This window comes from Meiothermus sp., assembly GCF_037443965.1.
GTDB lineage: Bacteria > Deinococcota > Deinococci > Deinococcales > Thermaceae > Meiothermus.
Genome location: NZ_JBBINI010000044.1, coordinates 1 through 20193, shown reverse-complemented (window position 1 = coordinate 20193; position 20193 = coordinate 1). Strand labels below are relative to the sequence as shown.

General features: G+C 58.9%; 17 protein-coding genes. 8 read left to right on the top strand and 9 right to left on the bottom strand.

Annotated features, from left to right (window positions below; all coding sequences use genetic code 11):
• The first annotated feature begins 184 nt into the window (after window positions 1-184).
• The gene (locus WKI89_RS16505; RefSeq protein WP_337871473.1) at window positions 185-871 is read left to right on the top strand and encodes a glucodextranase DOMON-like domain-containing protein; all 687 of its coding nucleotides are present in this window, start codon (window positions 185-187) and stop codon (window positions 869-871) included.
• A gap of 426 nt (window positions 872-1297) precedes the next feature.
• On the top strand, window positions 1298-1666 hold the full coding sequence (locus tag WKI89_RS16500; RefSeq protein WP_337871472.1) for a phage holin family protein: 369 nt from the start codon (window positions 1298-1300) through the stop codon (window positions 1664-1666).
• Between the two features lie 125 nt (window positions 1667-1791).
• On the opposite strand, the gene WKI89_RS16495 is transcribed toward WKI89_RS16500, so the two are convergent.
• The 3 genes from WKI89_RS16495 to WKI89_RS16485 all read right to left on the bottom strand — a co-directional run bounded on the left by WKI89_RS16495 (window position 1792) and on the right by WKI89_RS16485 (window position 4717).
• Window positions 1792-2229 (bottom strand): CBS domain-containing protein, encoded by a 438-nt coding sequence (locus WKI89_RS16495; RefSeq protein ID WP_337871471.1) that lies wholly within the window; start codon window positions 2227-2229, stop codon window positions 1792-1794.
• A 111-nt stretch (window positions 2230-2340) separates the two neighbouring features.
• Window positions 2341-3483, bottom strand: a complete 1143-nt coding sequence (locus WKI89_RS16490) for an MFS transporter (RefSeq protein ID WP_337871470.1) — start codon at window positions 3481-3483, stop codon at window positions 2341-2343.
• A 349-nt stretch (window positions 3484-3832) separates the two neighbouring features.
• Window positions 3833-4717 (bottom strand): SIS domain-containing protein, encoded by an 885-nt coding sequence (locus tag WKI89_RS16485; RefSeq protein ID WP_337871469.1) that lies wholly within the window; start codon window positions 4715-4717, stop codon window positions 3833-3835.
• Between the two features lie 112 nt (window positions 4718-4829).
• Between WKI89_RS16485 and WKI89_RS16480 the strand changes: the two genes are divergently transcribed.
• Window positions 4830-6014, top strand: a complete 1185-nt coding sequence (locus WKI89_RS16480; RefSeq protein WP_337871468.1) for an MFS transporter — start codon at window positions 4830-4832, stop codon at window positions 6012-6014.
• Here WKI89_RS16480 and WKI89_RS16475 read toward each other — a convergent pair.
• The 5 genes from WKI89_RS16475 to dnaK form a co-directional block, all read right to left on the bottom strand.
• A complete protein-coding gene (locus WKI89_RS16475; RefSeq protein ID WP_337871467.1) occupies window positions 6011-6982 on the bottom strand; it encodes an aldo/keto reductase in 972 nt (323 codons plus the stop codon). The two genes, WKI89_RS16480 and WKI89_RS16475, sit on opposite strands and share 4 nt — an antisense overlap.
• A 444-nt stretch (window positions 6983-7426) precedes the next feature.
• The gene (locus tag WKI89_RS16470; protein ID WP_337871466.1) at window positions 7427-8365 is read right to left on the bottom strand and encodes a dienelactone hydrolase family protein; all 939 of its coding nucleotides are present in this window, start codon (window positions 8363-8365) and stop codon (window positions 7427-7429) included.
• A gap of 142 nt (window positions 8366-8507) precedes the next feature.
• Window positions 8508-9389 (bottom strand): DnaJ C-terminal domain-containing protein, encoded by an 882-nt coding sequence (locus WKI89_RS16465; protein ID WP_337871465.1) that lies wholly within the window; start codon window positions 9387-9389, stop codon window positions 8508-8510.
• A gap of 36 nt (window positions 9390-9425) precedes the next feature.
• Window positions 9426-9986, bottom strand: a complete 561-nt coding sequence (locus tag WKI89_RS16460) for a nucleotide exchange factor GrpE (protein WP_337871464.1) — start codon at window positions 9984-9986, stop codon at window positions 9426-9428.
• 73 nt (window positions 9987-10059) lie between these two features.
• The gene (gene dnaK, locus WKI89_RS16455; protein ID WP_337871463.1) at window positions 10060-11937 is read right to left on the bottom strand and encodes a molecular chaperone DnaK; all 1878 of its coding nucleotides are present in this window, start codon (window positions 11935-11937) and stop codon (window positions 10060-10062) included.
• Window positions 11938-12440: 503 nt separating this feature from the next.
• Here dnaK and ftsH point away from each other — a divergent pair.
• From ftsH to WKI89_RS16440, 3 genes are all read left to right on the top strand, one after another.
• Entirely contained in the window at window positions 12441-14321 is a 1881-nt protein-coding gene (gene ftsH, locus WKI89_RS16450; protein ID WP_337871462.1) for an ATP-dependent zinc metalloprotease FtsH, read from the top strand.
• Between the two features lie 99 nt (window positions 14322-14420).
• Window positions 14421-15038, top strand: a complete 618-nt coding sequence (locus WKI89_RS16445; RefSeq protein ID WP_337871461.1) for an HD domain-containing protein — start codon at window positions 14421-14423, stop codon at window positions 15036-15038.
• Between the two features lie 66 nt (window positions 15039-15104).
• A complete protein-coding gene (locus WKI89_RS16440) occupies window positions 15105-16277 on the top strand; it encodes an alanyl-tRNA editing protein (RefSeq protein ID WP_337871460.1) in 1173 nt (390 codons plus the stop codon).
• A gap of 220 nt (window positions 16278-16497) precedes the next feature.
• Here WKI89_RS16440 and WKI89_RS16435 read toward each other — a convergent pair whose 3' ends face one another.
• Window positions 16498-18702 (bottom strand): MMPL family transporter, encoded by a 2205-nt coding sequence (locus WKI89_RS16435; RefSeq protein ID WP_337871459.1) that lies wholly within the window; start codon window positions 18700-18702, stop codon window positions 16498-16500.
• A 113-nt stretch (window positions 18703-18815) separates the two neighbouring features.
• Between WKI89_RS16435 and WKI89_RS16430 the strand changes: the two genes are divergently transcribed.
• Both WKI89_RS16430 and WKI89_RS16425 read left to right on the top strand, forming a co-directional pair.
• Window positions 18816-19061: a hypothetical protein gene (locus tag WKI89_RS16430; RefSeq protein WP_337871458.1), complete on the top strand. Its 246-nt coding sequence runs from the start codon at window positions 18816-18818 to the stop codon at window positions 19059-19061.
• Between the two features lie 238 nt (window positions 19062-19299).
• The coding region (locus tag WKI89_RS16425; protein WP_337871457.1) for a VWA domain-containing protein at window positions 19300-20193 on the top strand (894 nt) is incomplete at its 3' end.

The following is a 20193-nucleotide window of genomic DNA, read 5'->3' as shown; positions in this document are numbered from 1 at the left end:
CACCCAGACGTAGGTAGCCACCAGGAGGGTTTCTGCGTCAAGATAGTACAGGGGGTGCTCTCTGTGGGTTTCCATAGCACCCCCTCTTTTTTACATCCCCTGGGGTAGGTCAAGTAGCACACGAAGGCATTTCTCATACATAAACCACTGGCATTGTTGGGTATTGCAGGGAAACCCATCCGCCATGATCCCCCTCCTCTTCTCCGATCCAGTGGGCGACGACTACGGCCTGGGCTATGCCTATCCTCGAGCAGCCTTGTTTGCCGAGGCTGGTTTTGCCGACCTGACCGGCTTTGAAGCCTTGCGCAATGGGGAAAAGGTGGTGTTGCGGGTCAAGCTCAATCGCTATCCAAACCCTGCTAATGCTCCCCATGGCTTTTCGCTGGCCACCATAGGCATCTATATCCACACCGAAGCAGGAGGCAACGAAGAGCTCACTGGCTCGGGATTCAAAACCCTCCCAGGCCAGGGCTGGAATTGGGCCTATTTGCTGACCGGTTGGAAAGCCGAAGAACACCATCCGGACGGAACCATGCAGGCTATACCGGTTGCGAAGAATGGGGATTGGCTCGAGCTTTCCACCAACCTGCCCCCAGGGGATTATGGCTACTACGTGACCGTGGGACTCTACGACCCCTTTACACCTTGGCACTTCCGCCCGGTACGCCCCGGCGGCGGTGCATGGACAATTGACGGGCCAGTAGGAGCCCCAGCCGCTGTAGACGTGCTCTCCCAAAGCCAGAATCAGGCCTATCAAAGCGGCGTCTTACAACCAGTAAGTGCTATTCAGAACCGCATTCCCTGGGCTGTTCTAAGCGCTGCCTTGGGTGTGCTGTTTATCCTGCTGGCCTTCCGTTTCCCACGTAAGTAAAACCAAAGCCCAGACACCATCGCTGGCGCTTTCTAAGTGCTTCTCACGGATGTCCTGGGAAATAAGCGAATCATACGCATTCCGGCAGTATCGTTCACTTTTGAAAGCCTAAACGATACTGCCGAAATGCTTTTCTACTCCCTTCGGTCGGCTTGAACCCCTCACCTTTGATTACACCTAAAGGTGAAGGGTTCAAGCGGAAACGGTATCAACAATCACTCGGGAGTTGTAGATAGTGGTTTGGTAAGTTAAAGATTGATACGCGGTGAAGTTCACCAAATGAAGCGCTCAAAGCAACTTCCAGATATTAGGGGAGCCAAATCCATCCCGGGAATTAAGTTACCGGAGCACTAGTACGCAACTACCTCAAAAACCCCTTTACGAATGCCTTAGCTCCATGGCTCTAAAAAGTTGTACCCTTGGGTCATGCGCGACCTCTTGCTGCGGTTGTTGCTCAATACCCTGGCTTTGTGGATTGTGGCACAACTCTACGGCGGTATCTATTTTGCCAGCGGCAGTGGTCTGGGCGATTATCTCCTGGCCGGGCTGATATTTGGCCTGGCCAACGCCTTGCTCAAGCCGGTGTTGCTGTTGCTTACGCTGCCCTTCAACATCCTGACCCTGGGTTTGTTTACCCTGGTGGTCAACGCCGTGATTTTGTTGGTTGTGGCAAGCCTCACCCCGCTGGACGTGCGGGGGTTTGGCGGAGCCTTAATTGGAGCTATCTTGCTCTCGGTTATCAGCTTCGGACTCAACCTGCTCATTGGGCCTTCAGATCGGCACCGGGCGAGATAGTACCGAAATCGAAAAGACAATCAGGGTGGGGTGAAGACTGATCCCCAGGCCAACAACACCCGTTGGGAGTGCATCGGTAGCTGCTTACCAGCACGGAGTCTTGAAACCGACCTTTGGTCTCAGCTTTAGCGTGACCCCGTGATGTAGCTCTCCAGCTCGGCAATCATGAACTCTTGTTGGGTCATGATGGCTTTTACCACGTCCCCTATCGAGACCACCCCCACCAGCCTGCCCCCCTCGAGCACCGGCAGGTGGCGTACCCGGTTGCCCGTCATGAGGTTCATGCAGTCGGCCACGGTAGCCTCGGGGGTAACGGTGATAAGGTCATCGGTCATGACCTCCCCTACCCGGGTATCTTTGGAAATGCGACCCATCAGGATAATTTTGCGGGCATAATCGCGCTCGGAGAAGATACCCACCAGTTGGTCGCCTTGCATCACCATGAGGGCCCCCACATCGTAGGCGGCCATGCGCTCCAGGGCCTCAAAGACGGTGGCCTCCGGCGAGATGGCGTGTACCATATTGCCCTTGGCCTGAAGCAACTGCCGTACCGTGCTGGTCATAGCGAACACCTCCCAAAACGGGTGTACTAAGCGGCTGGCTTTTCCACTTCCCCTTAGATTCGGAGTATATGCACTATTGTACTCTGTTCTGCCCGCATTCTGAAATAGGGGCTAGGCGGCTCGAGGCTGGGGCTGGGCCTCACGCACCGCCAGCGATAGGGTCAGGGCCGGCACCAGCAGCAGGCCCAGCGCACTCAGGCTCTCGAGCACCCCAAACCGCTCGATGATCGGCCCCACCACCCCATACAGAAGCCCGGCAAACCCCCAGGTAAAGCCCATCAAAAGCCCCGAGACCGTGGCCATCTGGCGCGGCTCGTGCTCCTGGGCCATCGTAACCGCCACCGGAACGCCCGCGTTCATCAGTGCTCCGGTAATCGCCAACAACCCCACATAGAACCAGTTCTCTGGTGGAACCACCAGCAGGGCAATGTAGAGCGGAATGGCAAAGATCATGGTTCCCACCAGCACGTTGCGCCGCCCCAGCCGATCCGACAGGGTTCCGCCCAAAAAGGCCCCGACGGTGGCCGAAATGCTATAGACCGACAGCGTGAGGGCCACCTGGGCATCGGAGATACCGCGCTGATGAAACCAGAACGGAATGGTGGTGGAGAAGCTCATAAACACGATGCTACGCAGGGTCGAGACCGCCCACAAGCGAGCCACATGCCCCCGAAAAACCCGCTGCAAATCTGCAAAGGAAGAGGGTTTGGTCTGTAGCCGGGTGGGCGGTGCCTGGCGCAACAGCAAAAAAGCCGGAACCAGGGCCAGGGGAATGAACCAGGCCAGGGTTTGCAGTCCTCCTTGGTTGACGGCCGTGAGCGAGACGATAGGCCCCAGCGATATGCCAATGTAGCCCCCCGTACCAAAAAAGCTCATCCAGAAGCCACGCCGGGCCGGATCGGCGTACTGCCCCACCAACGCCGCCCCTGCCGAGTGAAACAAGGCCGAGCCCAGCCCCGACAAGGCCAGCACCACCCCCGCCACCCAGAGGTTGGGGAAGAAGCCCAGCAGACCACCCCCCAGGGCCATTAGCAAGGGGCCCAAGGCGGCCAGAAGCCGGCGGTCGTACCGGTCGGCCACCAGCCCGGCCAGGGGTTGCAACAAACTGCCGGTCAGAGACTGAAAAGCAACCAGCAGCGACACGGCGCCGTAACTCACACCAAATGCGGTCTGGAGCTTGGGCAGCAGAGGGGTCAGAAATGCACCGAACAGATCGTTGGTGGCATGAAGCCAGGAGAGCAGAAACGGCAGCACCCCAAGAGCATAAGCTGACCGCTCGGTCAGGAAAAGCGATTTAGGAATCAAAGCGCTGTGAAGACGTGCGGCTCACTTGCCAAGCGGGCCCCAAGTTTTGCGCCTTCACCGGATGCCTCTTATACCAGATTCGGTTGTTTCTTCGCCGAGCGTAGCGAGGGGTGTGCTCTAGTGGTTTGGTAAGTTAAAAATTGATATGCAGTGAAGTTCCCAAAATGAAGCGCTCGAAGCAACTCCCAGATATTAAGGGAGCTAAATCCATCCCAGGAATTAAGTTACCGGAGCACTAGGATTCAAAAAGACAGCCTCACGGAATTTTTGATTGACGATTGTCTTTTTGAATCCGGTATTACGTGGTCTGCCGCAGGTTGTCCAGCACTTCCCAGTCGCCCGGCTCCACCCCGTACAGCAAGGCCAAGTAGTAGCTGGCCCAGGCCACCCGGTACCAGTAGCACAGGGCTTTAGCCAAAGTACCCTCGGCCTCGGGCTCGGGCAGTTCGGTGAGGGTGTCCACCCGGTTTTCCAGGATCTCCTGGGTGTAGCTTCGGCGCTCGTCATCGCCAATGAGCACGGCAGCGATGGGGTCGCCCTGCTCGTGGCGGGCTTCCAGCGCCGTGACAAAGAACTCCAGGGCCGATGGTGGGGGAGTGAAGGAGAGGCTTTTGCCGATGCGGCTGAAGCTTTGTTGCAGAGCCTGGCCCAAACCTGGATAGCGGTCGGGCACCACCCACATGGGGGTGCGCTCCAAAAGCGAGTAGGCCAGAAACTTGGCAGGGTTTTTGCTCAAGCTCACCTCAGGGCGCAAACGATCGCGTTCCAAGAGCAACGCCTGGTCTATCCGGGCCAGCTCGGAGGACTGGTTGGTTGCTAACAACAAGAAGCGCAGGTAACGATAGGTAGCAAGGGGATGGGCCAGTACTTCCACCTCGGCATTTTCCCGAAAGCCCAAGCGGACAATCTCGCTTCCGCTGGCCGAGGCATAAAGTCCAGCTCCGGCTGCACCGCCAAAGTCGTAACCCCCTTCCAGCACAAACTGCGTACCGGCTGCGGTGAGCTCCTGGGCGAAATCGCGTGCGAGCTGTGCCGCCCACCAGCCCTCGCCAAAGCCCACCACCCCATACGGCGGGGCGTACCTGGCCTGGGGAGTCGGCCCGGTGCCCACCAAATCACGCAAATCAAAGGCCAGGCCCAGGCGATCGGCCAGGTAGGTTTCTTGGGCGTCGAGGTCGCGCATCTCCTTTTTAGTTTACCCGCCTCTCCACAAAAGGGTTTCTGGAGCCTGACCATTTGCTAGAAATGGCTGTGGCGTTTGCAGTTTTGGGTAAATACGGTAGCCTGAGCCTCGCATGTCGCCCTGGGCTGTCCTCACCGCCGCCATGACCGCCGGAACCGCGGTATCGCTGATCGGGCAGGCCTACCCCACCCTTGCTCCCTATATTCGCGCCGATCTGGGACTTTCCCTGGCTGCCGTGGGCCTGCTCAACACGTTCGTCTACATCGGCACCATGCTGGGCTCGTTGCCTTCGGGCTGGCTCACCGACAAGCTGGGCAGCCGCACAGTGATGATTATCGGAACCCTGGTGGGTGCCGGTCTGGCTATTGCTATCGCACTATTTGCCAAGTCCCAGTGGATGTTTATTCCGTTTTTGTTTCTAGTTGGGTTGGTGGTGGCTTCAGCCACACCGGCCGGCTCGCAAGCAGTAGCCCAGTCTTTCCCACCCGAACGGCGCGGTCTGGTGATTGGGCTGCGCCAAATGGCCGTTCCTTTGGGTGGTGCGCTGGCAGCCGCCATTTTGCCTGCCGTGGCCCATCTCGCGAGTTGGCGTTGGGCTTCAGTGGTCGCAGCCGTGATTGCTATACTGGCGGCCCTGGTAGCAGCTCGGCTCTACTACGAAAGCCTACCCCCCAAAACCAAGACCCAGGGCTCCCATCCGGTGCTTACACAGGTGCTGCGCGAGCGCAACATTCTGTTGGCAGCCGTGGCCGGTATCACACTACCTACCGGTCAATTTGTCATGATTACCTATCTCATTTTATTTCTTAAAGAGCGTTACGGGGTTCCCGAACTTACCGGAGCAGCCCTTCTGACAGCCGCTCAGATCGCCGGTGCTTTTAGCCGGGTATTCTGGTCGTGGCTGTCGGACAAGCTAGGGGGCCAGCGCAAACCTTTGTTGGTGATGATGGTGGCGCTGGCAGGCCTAAATGCCCTGATACTGGCCTGGCTCCCCCCCGGCACGCCCTTGTTAATCAAGGTATTAATCGTGGTTCTATACGGGGCCACCGCGCTGGGTTGGCAAGGGCTGCATTTTTCGCTGTTAACCGAACTATCTCCACCTGGCTGGGAGGGCCGGGTAGTAGGGTTTGGTCTGATTTTTACCTCGATTGGCATCGCCTTCGCACCCCCCCTATTTGGCTTGCTGGTGGACTTCAGCAACAACTACGCCCTGGGCTGGATCGCCCAAGCAGCCGTCTTTGGCACAGGAGCCTTACTGCTCTCCAATATAGTGGAACGCAAGCAAAACGTTGCTTAGTCCGAATAAGGCGAAGGATGCCGCACCCAGCGGTGGATTCGCAGTCGGGCCATAAACTCGTCGGGCAGACGGACTCCGTCGCTACAAACAACATTGGCTTCCACGTTTCGCACATTGCGCATACCTGGGATAATGGTGGATACATCGGGGTTTTGTAGGATGAAGCGCAGGGCCAATTCAGGCAGGGTCATACCTGGGGGAACATCTAACTTGAGCCGCTCCACGCGCTCGAGGGTAGGAATTAGGTTGGAGGGATGGAAATAGCGGCTGCGCCAATCATCCGGCAGGAAAGTGGTCTCTTTGGTCAGAGTTCCGGTAAGCGAACCTTCTTCGAAGGGCACCCGGGCAATCACCGCGATGTTTAGCTCGCGGCAGACCGGAAAAAGTTCATCCTCGGGGTTCTGGTCGAAGAGGTTGTAGATCACCTGTACCGCGTCAATCAGGCCCGTCTTCAGGGCCACGATGGCGTTGGCGGGCTCCCAGCGGTTAATGCTGATCCCCCAGGCTTTGACCAATCCTTCTTCTTTTAGCTTTTGAATTTCCTTCTGCCAACGCTCGTCCTGGGCCCAGTGGTCGTTCCAGACATGAAACTGCATCAAATCCAGCGCGGGCAGCCCCAAGTTTTGCAGGCTCCATTCGGTATAGCGGCGGATGTGGTCGGGTGGATAGCACTCGTCCAGGGTGTATTCAGCCCTGGCAGGCCACTTAAAGTTTTTGGCGGGAATTTTGCTAGCAGTGTAGAGCTTGTGCTTGGGGTGCGCTCGCACCAGCTCGCCCAGGATTTTTTCACTCCGGCCCTCGCCGTAAGCCCAGGCAGTATCGAAAAAGTTCACCCCCAGCTCGACTGCACGATGCAGCGCACGTTGGATTTCCTCGTCGTCGGAGCCTGTCCATCCTGCCAACCCCCACATGCCATAGCCAATCTCCGAGACCTGCCAACCGGTTCGTCCAAAGGTTCTATATTGCATGAATACATTCTTATACGCATTTCGGTAGTATCGTTCACTTCGGCAAGCCTAAACGATACTACCGAAATGCTTTTCTACTCCCTTCGGTCGGCTTGAATCCTTCACCTCTGACTGCGTCCAACGGTGAAGGATTCAAGTGGAAACGGTATTACACAAACTCTGCGCGTGAGCGGCGCCAGGAGGCGCTTCCGAGGAACTCTCTCATTGCTTTTGGGTCAGCTATAAGCAGAATCGGTATTACAAAACGGTCTATCCACAGCGAATCCAACCATTCCGAGTGATCCCGTTTCTAAGGGTTGCGCTAACGCCAGGGCGGGGTAGCTCAAACCCGCTTCGCCTGCGTGACCGAGTGGAAGGGCTTCCTGCTTTGGATAGATTCGACCTCCCCCAGTAGCTCCTTAGATGCATACCCTCCAAGACCGATACTTACGCTTACCCCAACCATCAGGCCAGATAGGTCTTGAACCAGTTCAGGGTCAGGTTCCAGGCATCCTCGGCAGCGTCTTTTTTGTAGTTGGCGCCGGTATCGTTGTGGAAGGCATGGTTGGCACCTTCGTAGATTTTGATCTGGTAGCGGATGTTGGCGGCCTTAAGGGCTGCTTCCAGGGCAGGAATACCGGCATTGATGCGGGTGTCGTTACCGCCATAAATGCCCAGCACGGCGGCTTTGATGTTTGGAACCTTGGCAAGGTCGGGCGCGGGACCGTAGAAAGGCACTGCGGCCTTCAGTTCTGGTACTTCGGTGGCCATCCGCCAGGTCAAGCCCCCGCCAAAACAAAAGCCAGTAACACCGAGTTTATCGGGCTGTACCCCCTGGGTGGCCTTCAAGACCCGGAGGGCCTCTTGCAGGTTGGCCATGTGCTCATCGCCTCCGGCCTGGGCCAGGTAGGCGGAAATTTGCGCAGTATCGGTAATTCGGGCCGTACTGCCGATTTTGGAAACCAAGTCGGGCGCAAGCGCAATGTAGCCAGCTTTTGCCAGCCTGCGGGCCACATCCTGGATGTGGGGCTGTAAACCCCGATTTTCGTGAATCACGATTACGCCTGGATGGGAGCCACCGCCTACCGGACGGGCCAGGTAGGCCACCTGATCTATATCCCGAGCCTTGTAGTTCAACTCGCGCACCTGGATGGCTGGGTCAGCGGGGCTGACCAGCGGTTGGGCTTGAGCCTGCTGGGTCTGGGCTGGGGCCTGTTGAGCCTGGGCCAGCTCACTGAGGCTCACCCCCGTAATGCCGAGCGAAGTAAGCAAGGCTTTGGCGCCAGGAATCCCTCCACCCAACCACACCGTGCGACGCAGGAACTCCCGGCGCTCGAGCTCCCCTTCGCGGTAGTCTTCTGCAAACTCTTCTGCCACATAGCGGAACAGGTCTTGACGCGTCATGGCTTTATACCTCCCAAGCCCAGTCTCGTCACTTTACCAGGTGCAAAGCCCCGCCTCATGCACAAATGGGGGTCTCACAATACTGCCTACCGCAAACAAACCCCTGTCCTCCAGGACAGGGTTGATGGATGATCGCAACAACCTACCGAACCTTTAACAATTCGGCCAACTCAGCATACAAGCGCTCTTCCTCTGGGCTTGGGTGGGTCGGAATGGTTATGCGAAGTTCGGCGTACTGGTCGCCCCGGCTTTTGTCCTTGCGGGGCCAGCCTTTGCCAGCCAGTCGTAGCTTGCGTCCGGCCTGGGTGCGCTTGGGAATGGTGATTTCTACGGGGCCGTCGAGGGTCTGCACCCGCACCTTGCCCCCCAGCACTGCGATGGGTGCGGGCACCTCTACTACCGTGTAGAGATCGTCGCCTTCCAAACGCATATCGGGCTTGGACTGTAGTTTGACATGCAGGTACAAATCGCCACCTGCACGGCCTTTCCCAGCTAGGCGAATCTTTTGGCCTTCCCGCACACCCGCAGGAATCCTAACGGTGATACGTTCCGGGCCAATAGAGATGGTTTTTTCGCCCCCTCGGTAAGCATCCTCGAGGGCCAACGGGAGCTCGGCTTCCAGATCGCCCCCCATCCGGCGCTGGCCCTGACGGGTGGCTTCGCCAAATAAATCGCCAAATCCACCCCCGCCACGCCCAGCAAAGTTACCAAAAAGCTGTTGGAAGAAGTCGGAAAAATCACCTACATTGCCAGTGAAGCCCCCAAACCCCCCTTGTCCAGGCGGGGGGCCTTGCCAGTGCCCACTCCCTGCAGTAGTGCCGTAGGTATCGTAAAACTTGCGCTTCTCGGCATCCGACAAAACCGTGTAGGCCTCGTTGATCTCCTTGAACTTATCCTCGGCCCCCGGCTCTTTATTCACATCGGGGTGGAATTTGCGGGCCAGCTTTTTGAACGCCTTCTTGATCTCGTCGTCGGAGGCGTTTTTGGACACCCCAAGAATTTTGTAGTAGTCCTTGTAGGCCATAGCCAGCCGAGGGCCAAGAGCAGAGAGCAGAAGGCTTTAGTTTTTCTCGCTCTCTGCACTCTGCTCCTTGCTCTCTGCCTCCTTTACTCCGTTTCCCACCACCACCCGCGCAGGCCGCACCAGCAGGTTACCGTACTTGAAACCCTGCTGGTAGACATGCATGATCCTGCCTTCGTCACCTTCCACCGCGCCAATCGCCTCGTGGTAGCGTGGGTCGAACTCGGCCCCCACGCCCGGTACAACCTCCACACCCAGGCTTTTGAGGTTGCGCGAGAAGTTTTCCAGCACGCTCCGTACACCCGGAATCAGGTCTTCGGGCTTCACGCTGGCAAAGCCCAGGGCCCGCTCGAGGTCGTCCATCGTGCTCAACAGTGCGCGCACCGCATCGAACTTACCGTTGCGCTGGGCACTTTCCAACTCACTTACCATGCGCTTTTTGTAGTTCTCGAAATCGGCGTAGAGGCGCAAGAATTTGTTCTTGGAAGCGTCCAATTCCGCCTTCAAAAACTCCACCTCGCCCCGGAGCTGATCCAGTTCGGAGGGCTCGGTAGGAGTTGGCTCCACAGCGGATTGGGTCGTGTCTTTTTCATTGTCCATCTTGGAACCTCGGCTAAACCGGAGGAAACCCAGGGCAGGAAATGTCGCCATTCCCCACCCTACCTCCAAATTCTTAGTCGGCTGGTTTATAATCCGCGTCAATCACATCATCGGGCTTCTGGGCGTTGTTTTGGGCTCCCGCCGTTGCACCCGTGCTCGAGCCGGTACCCTGCTCGTAGGCTTGCAGGGCAGCCAGCAGTTCCTCGGTAGCACTGCGCAGGTCGGCATCGGAACCATCGCTATCCACCAGGGTCTTGGCCTTGCTGACAGCGGCCTCTAGCCGACTCTTGGCTTCGGGGGTGCTTTCTTTTTCGGTCATCACCCGCTCGGCCTGGATGCGGGCCGTGTCGAGGTTGTTCTTGAGGTCGGCATGCTCTTTGCGCTTGCGGTCGGCCTCGGCGTTGGCCTCGGCTTCCTTCACCATGCGGTCAATTTCCTGTTCAGAAAGCGTGGTGGTGTTCTGGATGGTGATGGAAGCCTCCTTGCCGGTGGACTTCTCTTTGGCCTTGACACTGAGAATGCCGTTGCGGTCAATGTCGAAAGTCACTTCGATCTGGGGCATGCCAGCGGCCATCGGCGGGATGCCATCTAGGCGGAAGCGACCCAGGCTCTTGTTGTCGCCCGCCATCGGGCGCTCACCCTGCACCACATGAATTTCCACCGAAGGCTGGTTGTGGTCGGCAGTGGTGAAGATCTCCGAACGCGTGACCGGCACCGTGGTGTTGCGGCTAACCAACACCGTGGCCACGCCTCCCTTGGTTTCCACCCCCAGTGAGAGCGGGGTTACGTCCAGGAGTACCATATCCTCGACCGCCCCGGTCAGAATACCCGCCTGAACCGCCGCCCCCAAGGCCACCACCTCGTCGGGGTTGACGGTGCGGTTGGGCTCCTTGCCCAGCATCTCCTTCACAATTTGCTGCACCGCCGGGACACGGGTCGAGCCACCCACCAGCAACACCTCGTGGATATCGCCGACACTGAGGTTGGCATCGCGCAGGGCCTGTTCCACCGGGCCGCGAATCTTCTTGAGCAGGGGCTGGATGAGTTCTTCGAACTTTGCACGGGTCAGCTTGCGCTCGAGGTGCAGCGGGGTCTTGGAAACCGGATCCAACCCGATAAAGGGCAGGCTGATGGTGGTCTCGGTGACGGCGGAGACTTCAATCTTGGCTTTCTCGGCGGCCTCGATCAGGCGCTGGAGGGCCTGGCGGTCGGCCTTGAGGTCCACCCCACCCGACTCCTTCTTGAACTCCTCGGCCAGCCAGTTGACGATGGCATGATCCATGTCCGAGCCGCCCAGGTGGGTGTCACCGGCAGTCGAGAGCACCTTGAACACCCCGCCGCCAATTTCCAGCACCGTCACGTCGAAGGTGCCGCCCCCCAGGTCGAAGACCAGCACGGTCTCGTCGCCCTTCTTGTCCAGCCCGTAGGCCAGGGCCGCAGCGGTGGGCTCGTTAACAATACGCAGCACCTCGAGCCCGGCAATCTTGCCGGCATTGGTGGTAGCCTCGCGCTGGGAATTGTTGAAGTAGGCCGGAACAGTGATGACCGCCTTGGTGATCCTCTCGCCCAGCTTCTTGGAGGCATCGTCCACCAGCTTGCGCAGGATCATGGCCGAGATTTCCTCGGGGGTGTAGAGCTTGCCTTGAATGTCTACCCGCACCCCGCCATCGGGGCCCTTGACCACCTTGTAGGGGGCACGCTTGACCTCGTCCTGCACTTCGTCCCAGCTGCGCCCAATAAAGCGCTTGATCTCGAACACCGTGCCCTCGGCGTTGAGCACAGCTTGCCGACGCGCTACCCGGCCCACCAGTTGGTCGCTGCCCTTGTAGGCCACTACGCTGGGGGTGGTGCGCTCGCCCTCGGCGTTTTCCAGCACCACGGGCGTCCCGCCCTCCATGATCGCAATCACGCTGTTGGTGGTTCCTAAGTCAATTCCTACGGCTTTAGCCATATACCCTCCAATGACCGCACTAAGCACGGCTCACTAAAAAATAGGATAGCTTCTGTGCATAAGACTGTCAATAGAGTTGAGTGTGGTTATATCAAGTTTGGGGGTAGGAACTGGCAAAGATCCCTTCGGTGAAGGTCAATACTATTAGAAATTATGCACAGTTCCATGCAGATAAGAGCCCCATAACTGCTCCAAAGATCATCAGATCACCGCAAATATAATCAACTACAAGAAGACGGTGGCAATGTACAGGTGGCAGCACTGCACCATTTAGCACCAGGTGTTTCAGAAAATATGCTTCGCTGCTTCAGATAGCAGTAGCAAGGTAGCCCCCAAACGTCCCCGTACTATGCTCTCCCAACTTACATTTAATTGGAATCTGTTCCTAAAGCCAAGCAGATGAGAGCAGCCTAAACCCGTCCTCAAGAGGACATTCGATCTTTACAGCACACGGTTCTTTTGACTACCTTTGGGTTTGCATTTAGGTGTACGCTAGGAGAACAATGAACCGGTTGCCGTTCAACTTATGGTTTGTCCTGCTCGCTGCTATACTGGTTGCCTGGGCCTTCAGCCTGACCTCCAATCAGCAGCCCACCAATCAGGTGGCCTATACGACGTTTCTGAACGAAATAGACCAGGGGCGGGTGGCCAAAATTGCGGTGGATGGACGGCAGCTCAACGTAACCCGCAAAGAAGACAGCGACCAGTATGTCACCTATGCCCCCAGCGCTATTGACACCACCACCATCCGTGAGTGGGGCGACAAAAAAATCCAGGTAGAGGTTGCTGCACCCCGGCGGGATAGCCCTTTGCTGGGTTTTCTGATTCCACTGCTTCTGATTGGCTTGCTGGTGGCGATATTTTTCTTCTTTTCCCGCAACCGAGGGCCCTCGGGCGACAACGCTTTTAGCTTTACCAAGAGCCGGGCCAAGGTACTGACCGAAGCCCCCAAAACCAACTTCAAGGACGTGGCGGGCTGCGAAGAAGCCAAAGAGGAACTCAAGGAAATTGTGGAGTTTCTCAAGTCCCCGGCGCGCTTCCACGAGATGGGTGCGCGCATTCCCAAGGGCGTGTTGCTGGTGGGGCCGCCGGGCTCGGGCAAGACCCATATCGCCCGGGCCGTGGCGGGCGAGGCCAAGGTGCCCTTCATTGCCGCCTCTGGCTCGGACTTTGTGGAGATGTTTGTGGGCGTGGGGGCTGCCCGGGTGCGCGACCTTTTCGAGACCGCCAAGCGCCACGCGCCCTGCATCATCTTTATTGACGAGATTGACGCGGTGGGCCGTCGGCGCGGTGGTGGCGTGGGTGGCGGCAACGATGAGCGCGAGCAAACCCTTAACCAACTGCTGGTCGAACTCGACGGCTTTGAGAAGGAGGCCAGCATCATCATCATGGCCGCCACCAACCGCCCAGATGTACTCGACCCCGCGCTGCTGCGACCGGGCCGCTTCGACCGCCAGGTGGCGATTGACGCACCCGATGTGAAGGGGCGCGAGCAAATCCTCAAAATTCATGCCAAGGGCAAGCCGCTGGCGGAAGATGTAGATCTGGCCTTGCTGGCCAAACGCACCCCTGGATTTGTGGGGGCCGACCTCGAGAACCTGCTCAACGAATCGGCCCTGCTAGCAGCCCGCGATGGGCGCAAAAAGATCACCATGAAGGACATGGAAGAGGCCGCCGATCGGGTGATGATGGGCCCAGCCAAGAAGAGCATGGTGCTGACCCAGAAAGACCGCGAGGTCACCGCCTACCACGAGGCCGGGCATGCGCTGGCAGCGCATTTCTTGGAGCACGCCGACAACGTGCATAAGGTGACGATTGTGCCGCGCGGGCGGGCCATGGGCTTTATGATGCCCAGCCGCCAGGACACGCTGCACTGGAGCAAGAAGCGTCTGACCGACCAGATTGGGGTCGCGCTGGCGGGCCGGGCAGCAGAAGAGTTGGTTTTTGATGATGTAACTACTGGGGCCGAGAACGACTTCAGGCAAGCCACCGACCTGGCCCGGCGCATGATCACCGAATGGGGCATGCACCCCGACTTTGGCACCGTGGCCTATCAGGTGCGCGAGGACACCTATCTAGGTGGCTACGACACCCGCCAGTATTCCGAGGACACCGCCAAGCGCATTGACGAGGCGGTGCAGAAGTTGCTGCAAGACCAACATGACAAGGTGTTGAACCTGCTGACCGAGAAGAAGGATGTTTTGGAGCGTGTCACGCGGGTGTTGCTGGAGCGTGAGACCCTCAACGCCGAGGAGTTTGTGCGGGTGGTGGAGGGCGAAGAGTTAGAAAGCATCCTGCCCCCGAGCGAACCACCCAAAGACAAGGAAGAGAAAGAACCCCCGCGCATCGTGCCCAAGATCAAGCCGAACCTGGGTGGGGCGTAGACAGAGATGGAGAACGTCCCAAGGTATATTACCCCATCCTCGTCGCTTCTTTTGCTTCTAAACGCAACCCATCCGCCGCTCCACTGGTAGATTTTAGGGGTGCAAATTCCCACCCCCCAAGAGGCCGAGCAACTCCTGCAAGAAGCCGAACGAAGCAACCCAGGCCACTGGCCCCACCATGTGCGCTATGTGGCACAGGCCGCTCGAAGGATTGCCGAACATCACCCCACCCTAGACCCCGAAGCAGGGTATGTGCTGGGATTGCTGCACGATGTGGGGCGCAGAAAGCCGGGGCGCATCCGGCATATTGTGGATGGGTATAACCTGCTGACTGAACTGGGTTATCCCGACGCGGCCCGCATCTGCCTAACCCACGGCTACCCCCTCAAAACCCTGGATTCCGATGTAGACCCCCCACACAAATGGGACTTGACCGACGAAGAGGTGCAATTTGTACGGGGTTTCCTCGAGCACACCCACTACAACGAATACGACCGCCTCATTCAGCTCTGCGACTCGCTGGCCCTACCCAGTGGGTTTTGTACCCTCGAGAAACGTCAACTCGACATCGCCCTGCGCTACGGCGTCAATGAATGGTCGGTGCGCCGCTGGCAGGCGTATTTCGCCCTGCTGGATCGCTTTAACCAAGCCATCGGCAGACCTGTGTATAGCCTATTGGACGGCATTGTGGAAAACACCCTGGGGTTTAAACCATGAGCTAACCACCAACGGCGTTTTCCCCAAACCCCCTACCCCTGCCGGTCTTTCCATTAAGCTAAGGGAATGCGGCTGTACTGGGAACAACCCTATGCTAGCGAGTTTGCGGCCAAGGTGGTACGGGCCTGGAGCGAGGGGGACAAGCACTATGCAGTACTGGATCAGACCCTCTTCTACCCCACAGCAGGGGGACAAGCGTGCGATACCGGAACCCTGAACAACATCGCAGTGCTGGACGTGCGTGAGGACGGCAAGGCCACGGGCGATATCATCCACACCTTGACCAGCCCCCTGCAACCCGGACAACGCGTACAAGGATGTCTGGACTGGGCAGGACGCTACCGCCGGATGCAGCGCCACACCGCCGAGCATATCCTAGCCCAAGCTTTCTGGCGGGCCGCAGGATGGGCAACCCTGGCGGTGAATATGGGCAGCCCAGTCTGCACCATTGATTTTTCGGGGGAACCCGATGAGACCCTCATCCGCCAAGGTGAAGCCTTGGCCAACTGGGCCGTGTATGCCAATACCCCAGTCAAGACCTACCTGATTAGCGATAGCGAGCTTGGGAACTACCCGCTGCGACGGGCTCCCAAAGTGGCAGGGCAAATTCGGGTAGTCGAAATTGAAAACTGGGACATGGTGGCTTGCGGCGGCACCCATGTGGCCCATACTGGCGAGGCAGGCCCTATCAAGATTGTGAAATACGAGCGCTACAAGGGCGGCACACGGGTCTACTTTATGGCCGGCTGGGAGGCCCTGGAAACCTTTAGTGCCGAACACGCCTTGCTGAGTCGGCTGGGTGAGAAGTTTAGCTCCGGCATACTGGAACTGGAAAAGCCCATCGGCAACATGCGCGACGAGTGGTACAAGGTGCGCGCCGAGAACGCTGCCCTTAAGGACGAGTTGGCCGAACGTATCATGCGCGAACTGCTCACCGAGTTCCCCAGCCTGACCATCTGGGCCCAGGTTCCAAACGCAGTGCTGGACATGGTGGGCAAGCGCCTCGCCGAGTGGCCGGGGGTGCTGGCCTTGCTGGTCGCACAAGCTGAAGACAAGACCCGCTACGTGTTGCTCAAGCATTCCAGCCGCAGCGAGGATTTGCAGGTCATCTGGGACGAGGTTCTAAAACCCCTGGGGGCCAAGGGTGGGGGTGCTTTGGTCAAACTGGGGGTATTGCCCCTGGCAGCGCTGCACCCAGCTTTAGACGCCTACAAGAAATATCTAACCATCAGCCGCTGATACCGTTTCCGCTTGAATCCTTCACCTCTGACTCCGTCCAACGGTGAAGGATTCAAGCCGACCGAAGGGAGTAGAAAAGCATTTCGGTAGTATCGTTTAGGCTTGCCGAAGTGAACGATACTGCCGAAATGCGTATGAGTTGTATCGAAGCAGATCTCCCCTATCAAGTAACTCCTTAGTGACAGTGAAAGATAGGGGGTCGGCCTATCGCGTTCCACCATTACGACTCCAGATTAATTTTGGGCATGACCCGCCGGAGCGGCTCGGGCAGCCACCAGTTCCACCGGCCCGCCAGCACCAGCACCGCTGGCACCAGCACCAGCCGTACCAGGGTGGCATCCAGGAACACCGCCACCGCCAGCCCCAGACCAATGGTCTTGTTGGCCACCACCTGCCCCACCACAAAGGCCGAGAACACGATAATCATGATCAGTGCTGCGCTGGTAATCACTCCGGCGGTGCGCTCGAGGGCATAGCGCACCGACTGGGGGGTGTCCATCCCGGCCAGGTGGGCCTCCTGCACACGGGAAAGCAAAAAGATTTCGTAGTCCATCGAAAGCCCAAAAATCACCGCAAACATCAGGATTGGGAGCGAGCTGTCTATGCCCCCCACATCGGTGGGCGCGCCCACCAGCCCCGCCGCAAACCCCTCCTGAAACACCAGGGTAATCAGGCCGTAGGCCGCCCCCACCGTAAGGGTGTTCATCAGGATGGACTTGAGGGGGATGAGCAGGCTACGGAAGGACACCGCCAGCAAAAGGAAGGTGGCCACAAAAACCGTTCCGATCGCAGCGGGCATGGCCCCCACCAGGGCCTGGGTGAACTCCATCGAACCCACCGGCGCACCACCCAGCAGCACCTGCTGGAAGCCGGCCTGCTGCGCTTCCTGTTTGAGGCGGGCATACCATTCGGGGATACTGGGCGCCTGGACGGCGTCCTTGGGGATTACGGTGAGGCGCAGGTACTGGCGGTTCTGGCTGATGTACTGGTTGGTAAGGCCCACCAGCTCAGCAAACCCGCCCTGGCCTTCCAACCTACCCGCCAGGAAGGGCGAGACCACCAGCCGCACCTCCGGCCAGGCCGAAATACGCTGCTCGAGCGCCCGCCAGCGGGCCCGGTTTTGGGGGGTGAAGCCCTCCTCGCCCAGGTCGAGCAGCACCTCGAAGGCATCCAGCGCCCCCCCGAGCTCGAGCTGCCGGATGAGCTCCAGGCCCCTGCGCGACTCCACACCGGGGCCCAGCCCAAACGCGCCGGTGTAGCCCAGCTTCATCTGGGTGGCCGGCCAGGCCAGGGCCAGAAGCAACCCCGTCACCCCAAACGACCACATCCAGGGGCGTTGCATCACCATGCTGGCCCACCGACCCCAGAAGGGGCTGACCTTTCCACTGCTGGTAGGTTTGAAGGCCCAGCGGCGCGGCGCGTTAACCCGCTCGCCCAGCAAAGCCAGAATGGCCGGAAGCAGGGTGATGGAGGCCAGCACCGTCAGGGTAATGGACATCACCCCGCCCACCCCCATCGAGCGGATGAAGGTCAGGTCGGGCACCAGCATGGCCCCCATGGCAATGGCCACCACCAGGCCGCTCGAGGCCACCGTACGACCGGCGGTCTGGGCGGTGATGGCTGCGGCAGCCTGCGCCGTGTGGCCCGCGGCCAGTTCCTCACGGAAGCGATTGACCATCAGCAAGGCGTAGTCAATACCTGCCCCCAGCGAGAGCATGGTGATCACCGAAAGCGCAAAACTGCTCACCTCGCCCAAAAGCGTCAAGAAAAACAAGCAGGCCAGGCCGGTGGTGATGGCCACCACCCCTACCAAAAGGGGCAACCCGGTCGCCACCAGGGCTCCAAAGGCCAGCAACAACACCCCTCCAGTGAGGGGCAGGGCCATCAGCTCGCTGCGCTTGACATCGGCCTCCAGCAGGTGCAAAAAGTCCTTGGTGACGGCGGTGGCACCGGTAACATAGAAGCGAATTTCGGGCGTCTGGGCTGCTCTGGCTTCCCGCCTCAAGGCCTCGATGACGGCCTCGCCGTTCTCCAGGCGCGTGTCCAGCAGGGTGGCGGTTATTTTGCCGTCCTGGCTTTGTTGCTGGAGCGGGCTGGGCGCATCGTAGCGGCTCAGGCGAAGCACACCCTCGAGGCCCTCGATTCGGGCCATGAGCTGGTTGTAGACCTGCCGGAAACGGGGGTCGCTCTCGGGAAGGCTGGACTCGCTCACCAGCACCGTGCGGTCTACAGGCTCTTGAAAGAATTGATCCGTTAAGATTTGCAGCACCTTTTGGGCTTCGCTGTTCTTCACATCGCTGGCGTTGGCGGCCAGGTTTTGCGGGGCCAGACGGGCGGCCGGGATGGCCAGCAATACCAACACAACCCAAACGAGGATGACCTGGACAGGATAGCGGGTGACGAACTGGGCAAGGCGGGCGAACATAAATCGCAACGACCCCAAACTGCCCCAATATGCTCCTTCCTTCACAAGAGGACAAGAGCGGGTGCCGCAATTGGAGGCGTGCTTTTGACGCACGGTAGCTTACAATCATCCCAATGGACTTCTTGGTTGCTGCACTTTTGTTCGGCCTGGTCGTCTATTTCCTTTTTCGGGTTCTGCGAGGGGTATTGCCGGCTCGATGGCTGGCCCGGCTGCGCCTGGTGCCGCGCAAAGCCACCGAGAAGTGCCCGGTCTGCAAGGATGTGCTCAACCCCGCCGAAATTAACGCACTGCGCCAGGGGAGGCGGAAATGTCCAGAGATGGCCCGCTGCCCGTACCAGCGCAGCCGGTGGCTAAACTAGGGGGCTTTTCTGGCTGTGTTGCACCCCGCAAAACAAACCTTTGCAACGGCCAAGCTCAATAGCGTGCAGATGGTGCGTTGCCTGTGATACCGTTTCGGCTTGAATCCTTCACCGTTAGATGCAGTCAGAGGTGAAGGATTCAAGCCAACCGAAGGGAGTAGAAAAGCACTAACCCACATTAACCCCCTGCGCTATAAAGTGAAGGAGCGTTTGCTGGCTTGCATTGGGCAAGGAATCTATGGGAAAGAAATTAGCACGGGGTTTGCTGGGTTTATTGGCACTATCGGGAGGGGTTGCATCCGCCGAAGCCACAAACCCGGCGCAGTACGTCTTTTTGGTGGATACCTCGACCTCGATGATTGGGCGGGAGGATGGGCGCACCGTGATATTCCCGCAGGTGCAGCGCGCGTTGATGCGCTTTGCCGAGCAGGTGGTTGGCGAAGCCGAAATTCGCATTGTGCCCTTTAGCCAGGAACCTCAGGGCGTGGCCCGGTTTGTACTGCCGCGTGAACGTGAGGAGATGCTGCGCTACATTCGCAACCTGCGGGCGGAGGGTAGCTCGAGCTTCATCTACCGGAGCGTAAACAAGTCCTATGACGAACTTTGCAGCGAACCTCGAGCCTTTTATCTCTTTACCGACGGCCTGGACAACTCAGCCGAGCCTGCCAAGATGCCCGAGCCAAAAAGCCCGTGTCCACTCACCCTGGTTGTACTGGGAAAACTGCCCCAAGACTTCGCCGATAGCTGGAAGGGCTTCCGTCGAAACCACCTGGCCGAGCCACCCATAGGCCCGTCGCTCCAGACCACGCCGACCCCACCCGACCCCCAGGTGGATAGGCAAGCCACCACCGAAACACCGGGTGTGCCTGTGGCTCCAGCAAATCCAACCCCCAAAACCGGCATTGTCCAGGCGGGCGTGCAGAAGGAATATGGCGAAGAACCCAGCCCTCCACCCGCTCCAACCTCCAAACCCACCAACCCCGGAGCCCGGCCTACTCCACCCCAGCCACGGGCCACGCCGCCATCACCTCAACCCCCGCCAACCACACCCGCCTCCCCCCAACCCCAGCTGCGCCCAGGACCCCCCGCAACAGCCCCCTCGATAAAACCCCAGACCTCCCCTTCGGCTGCC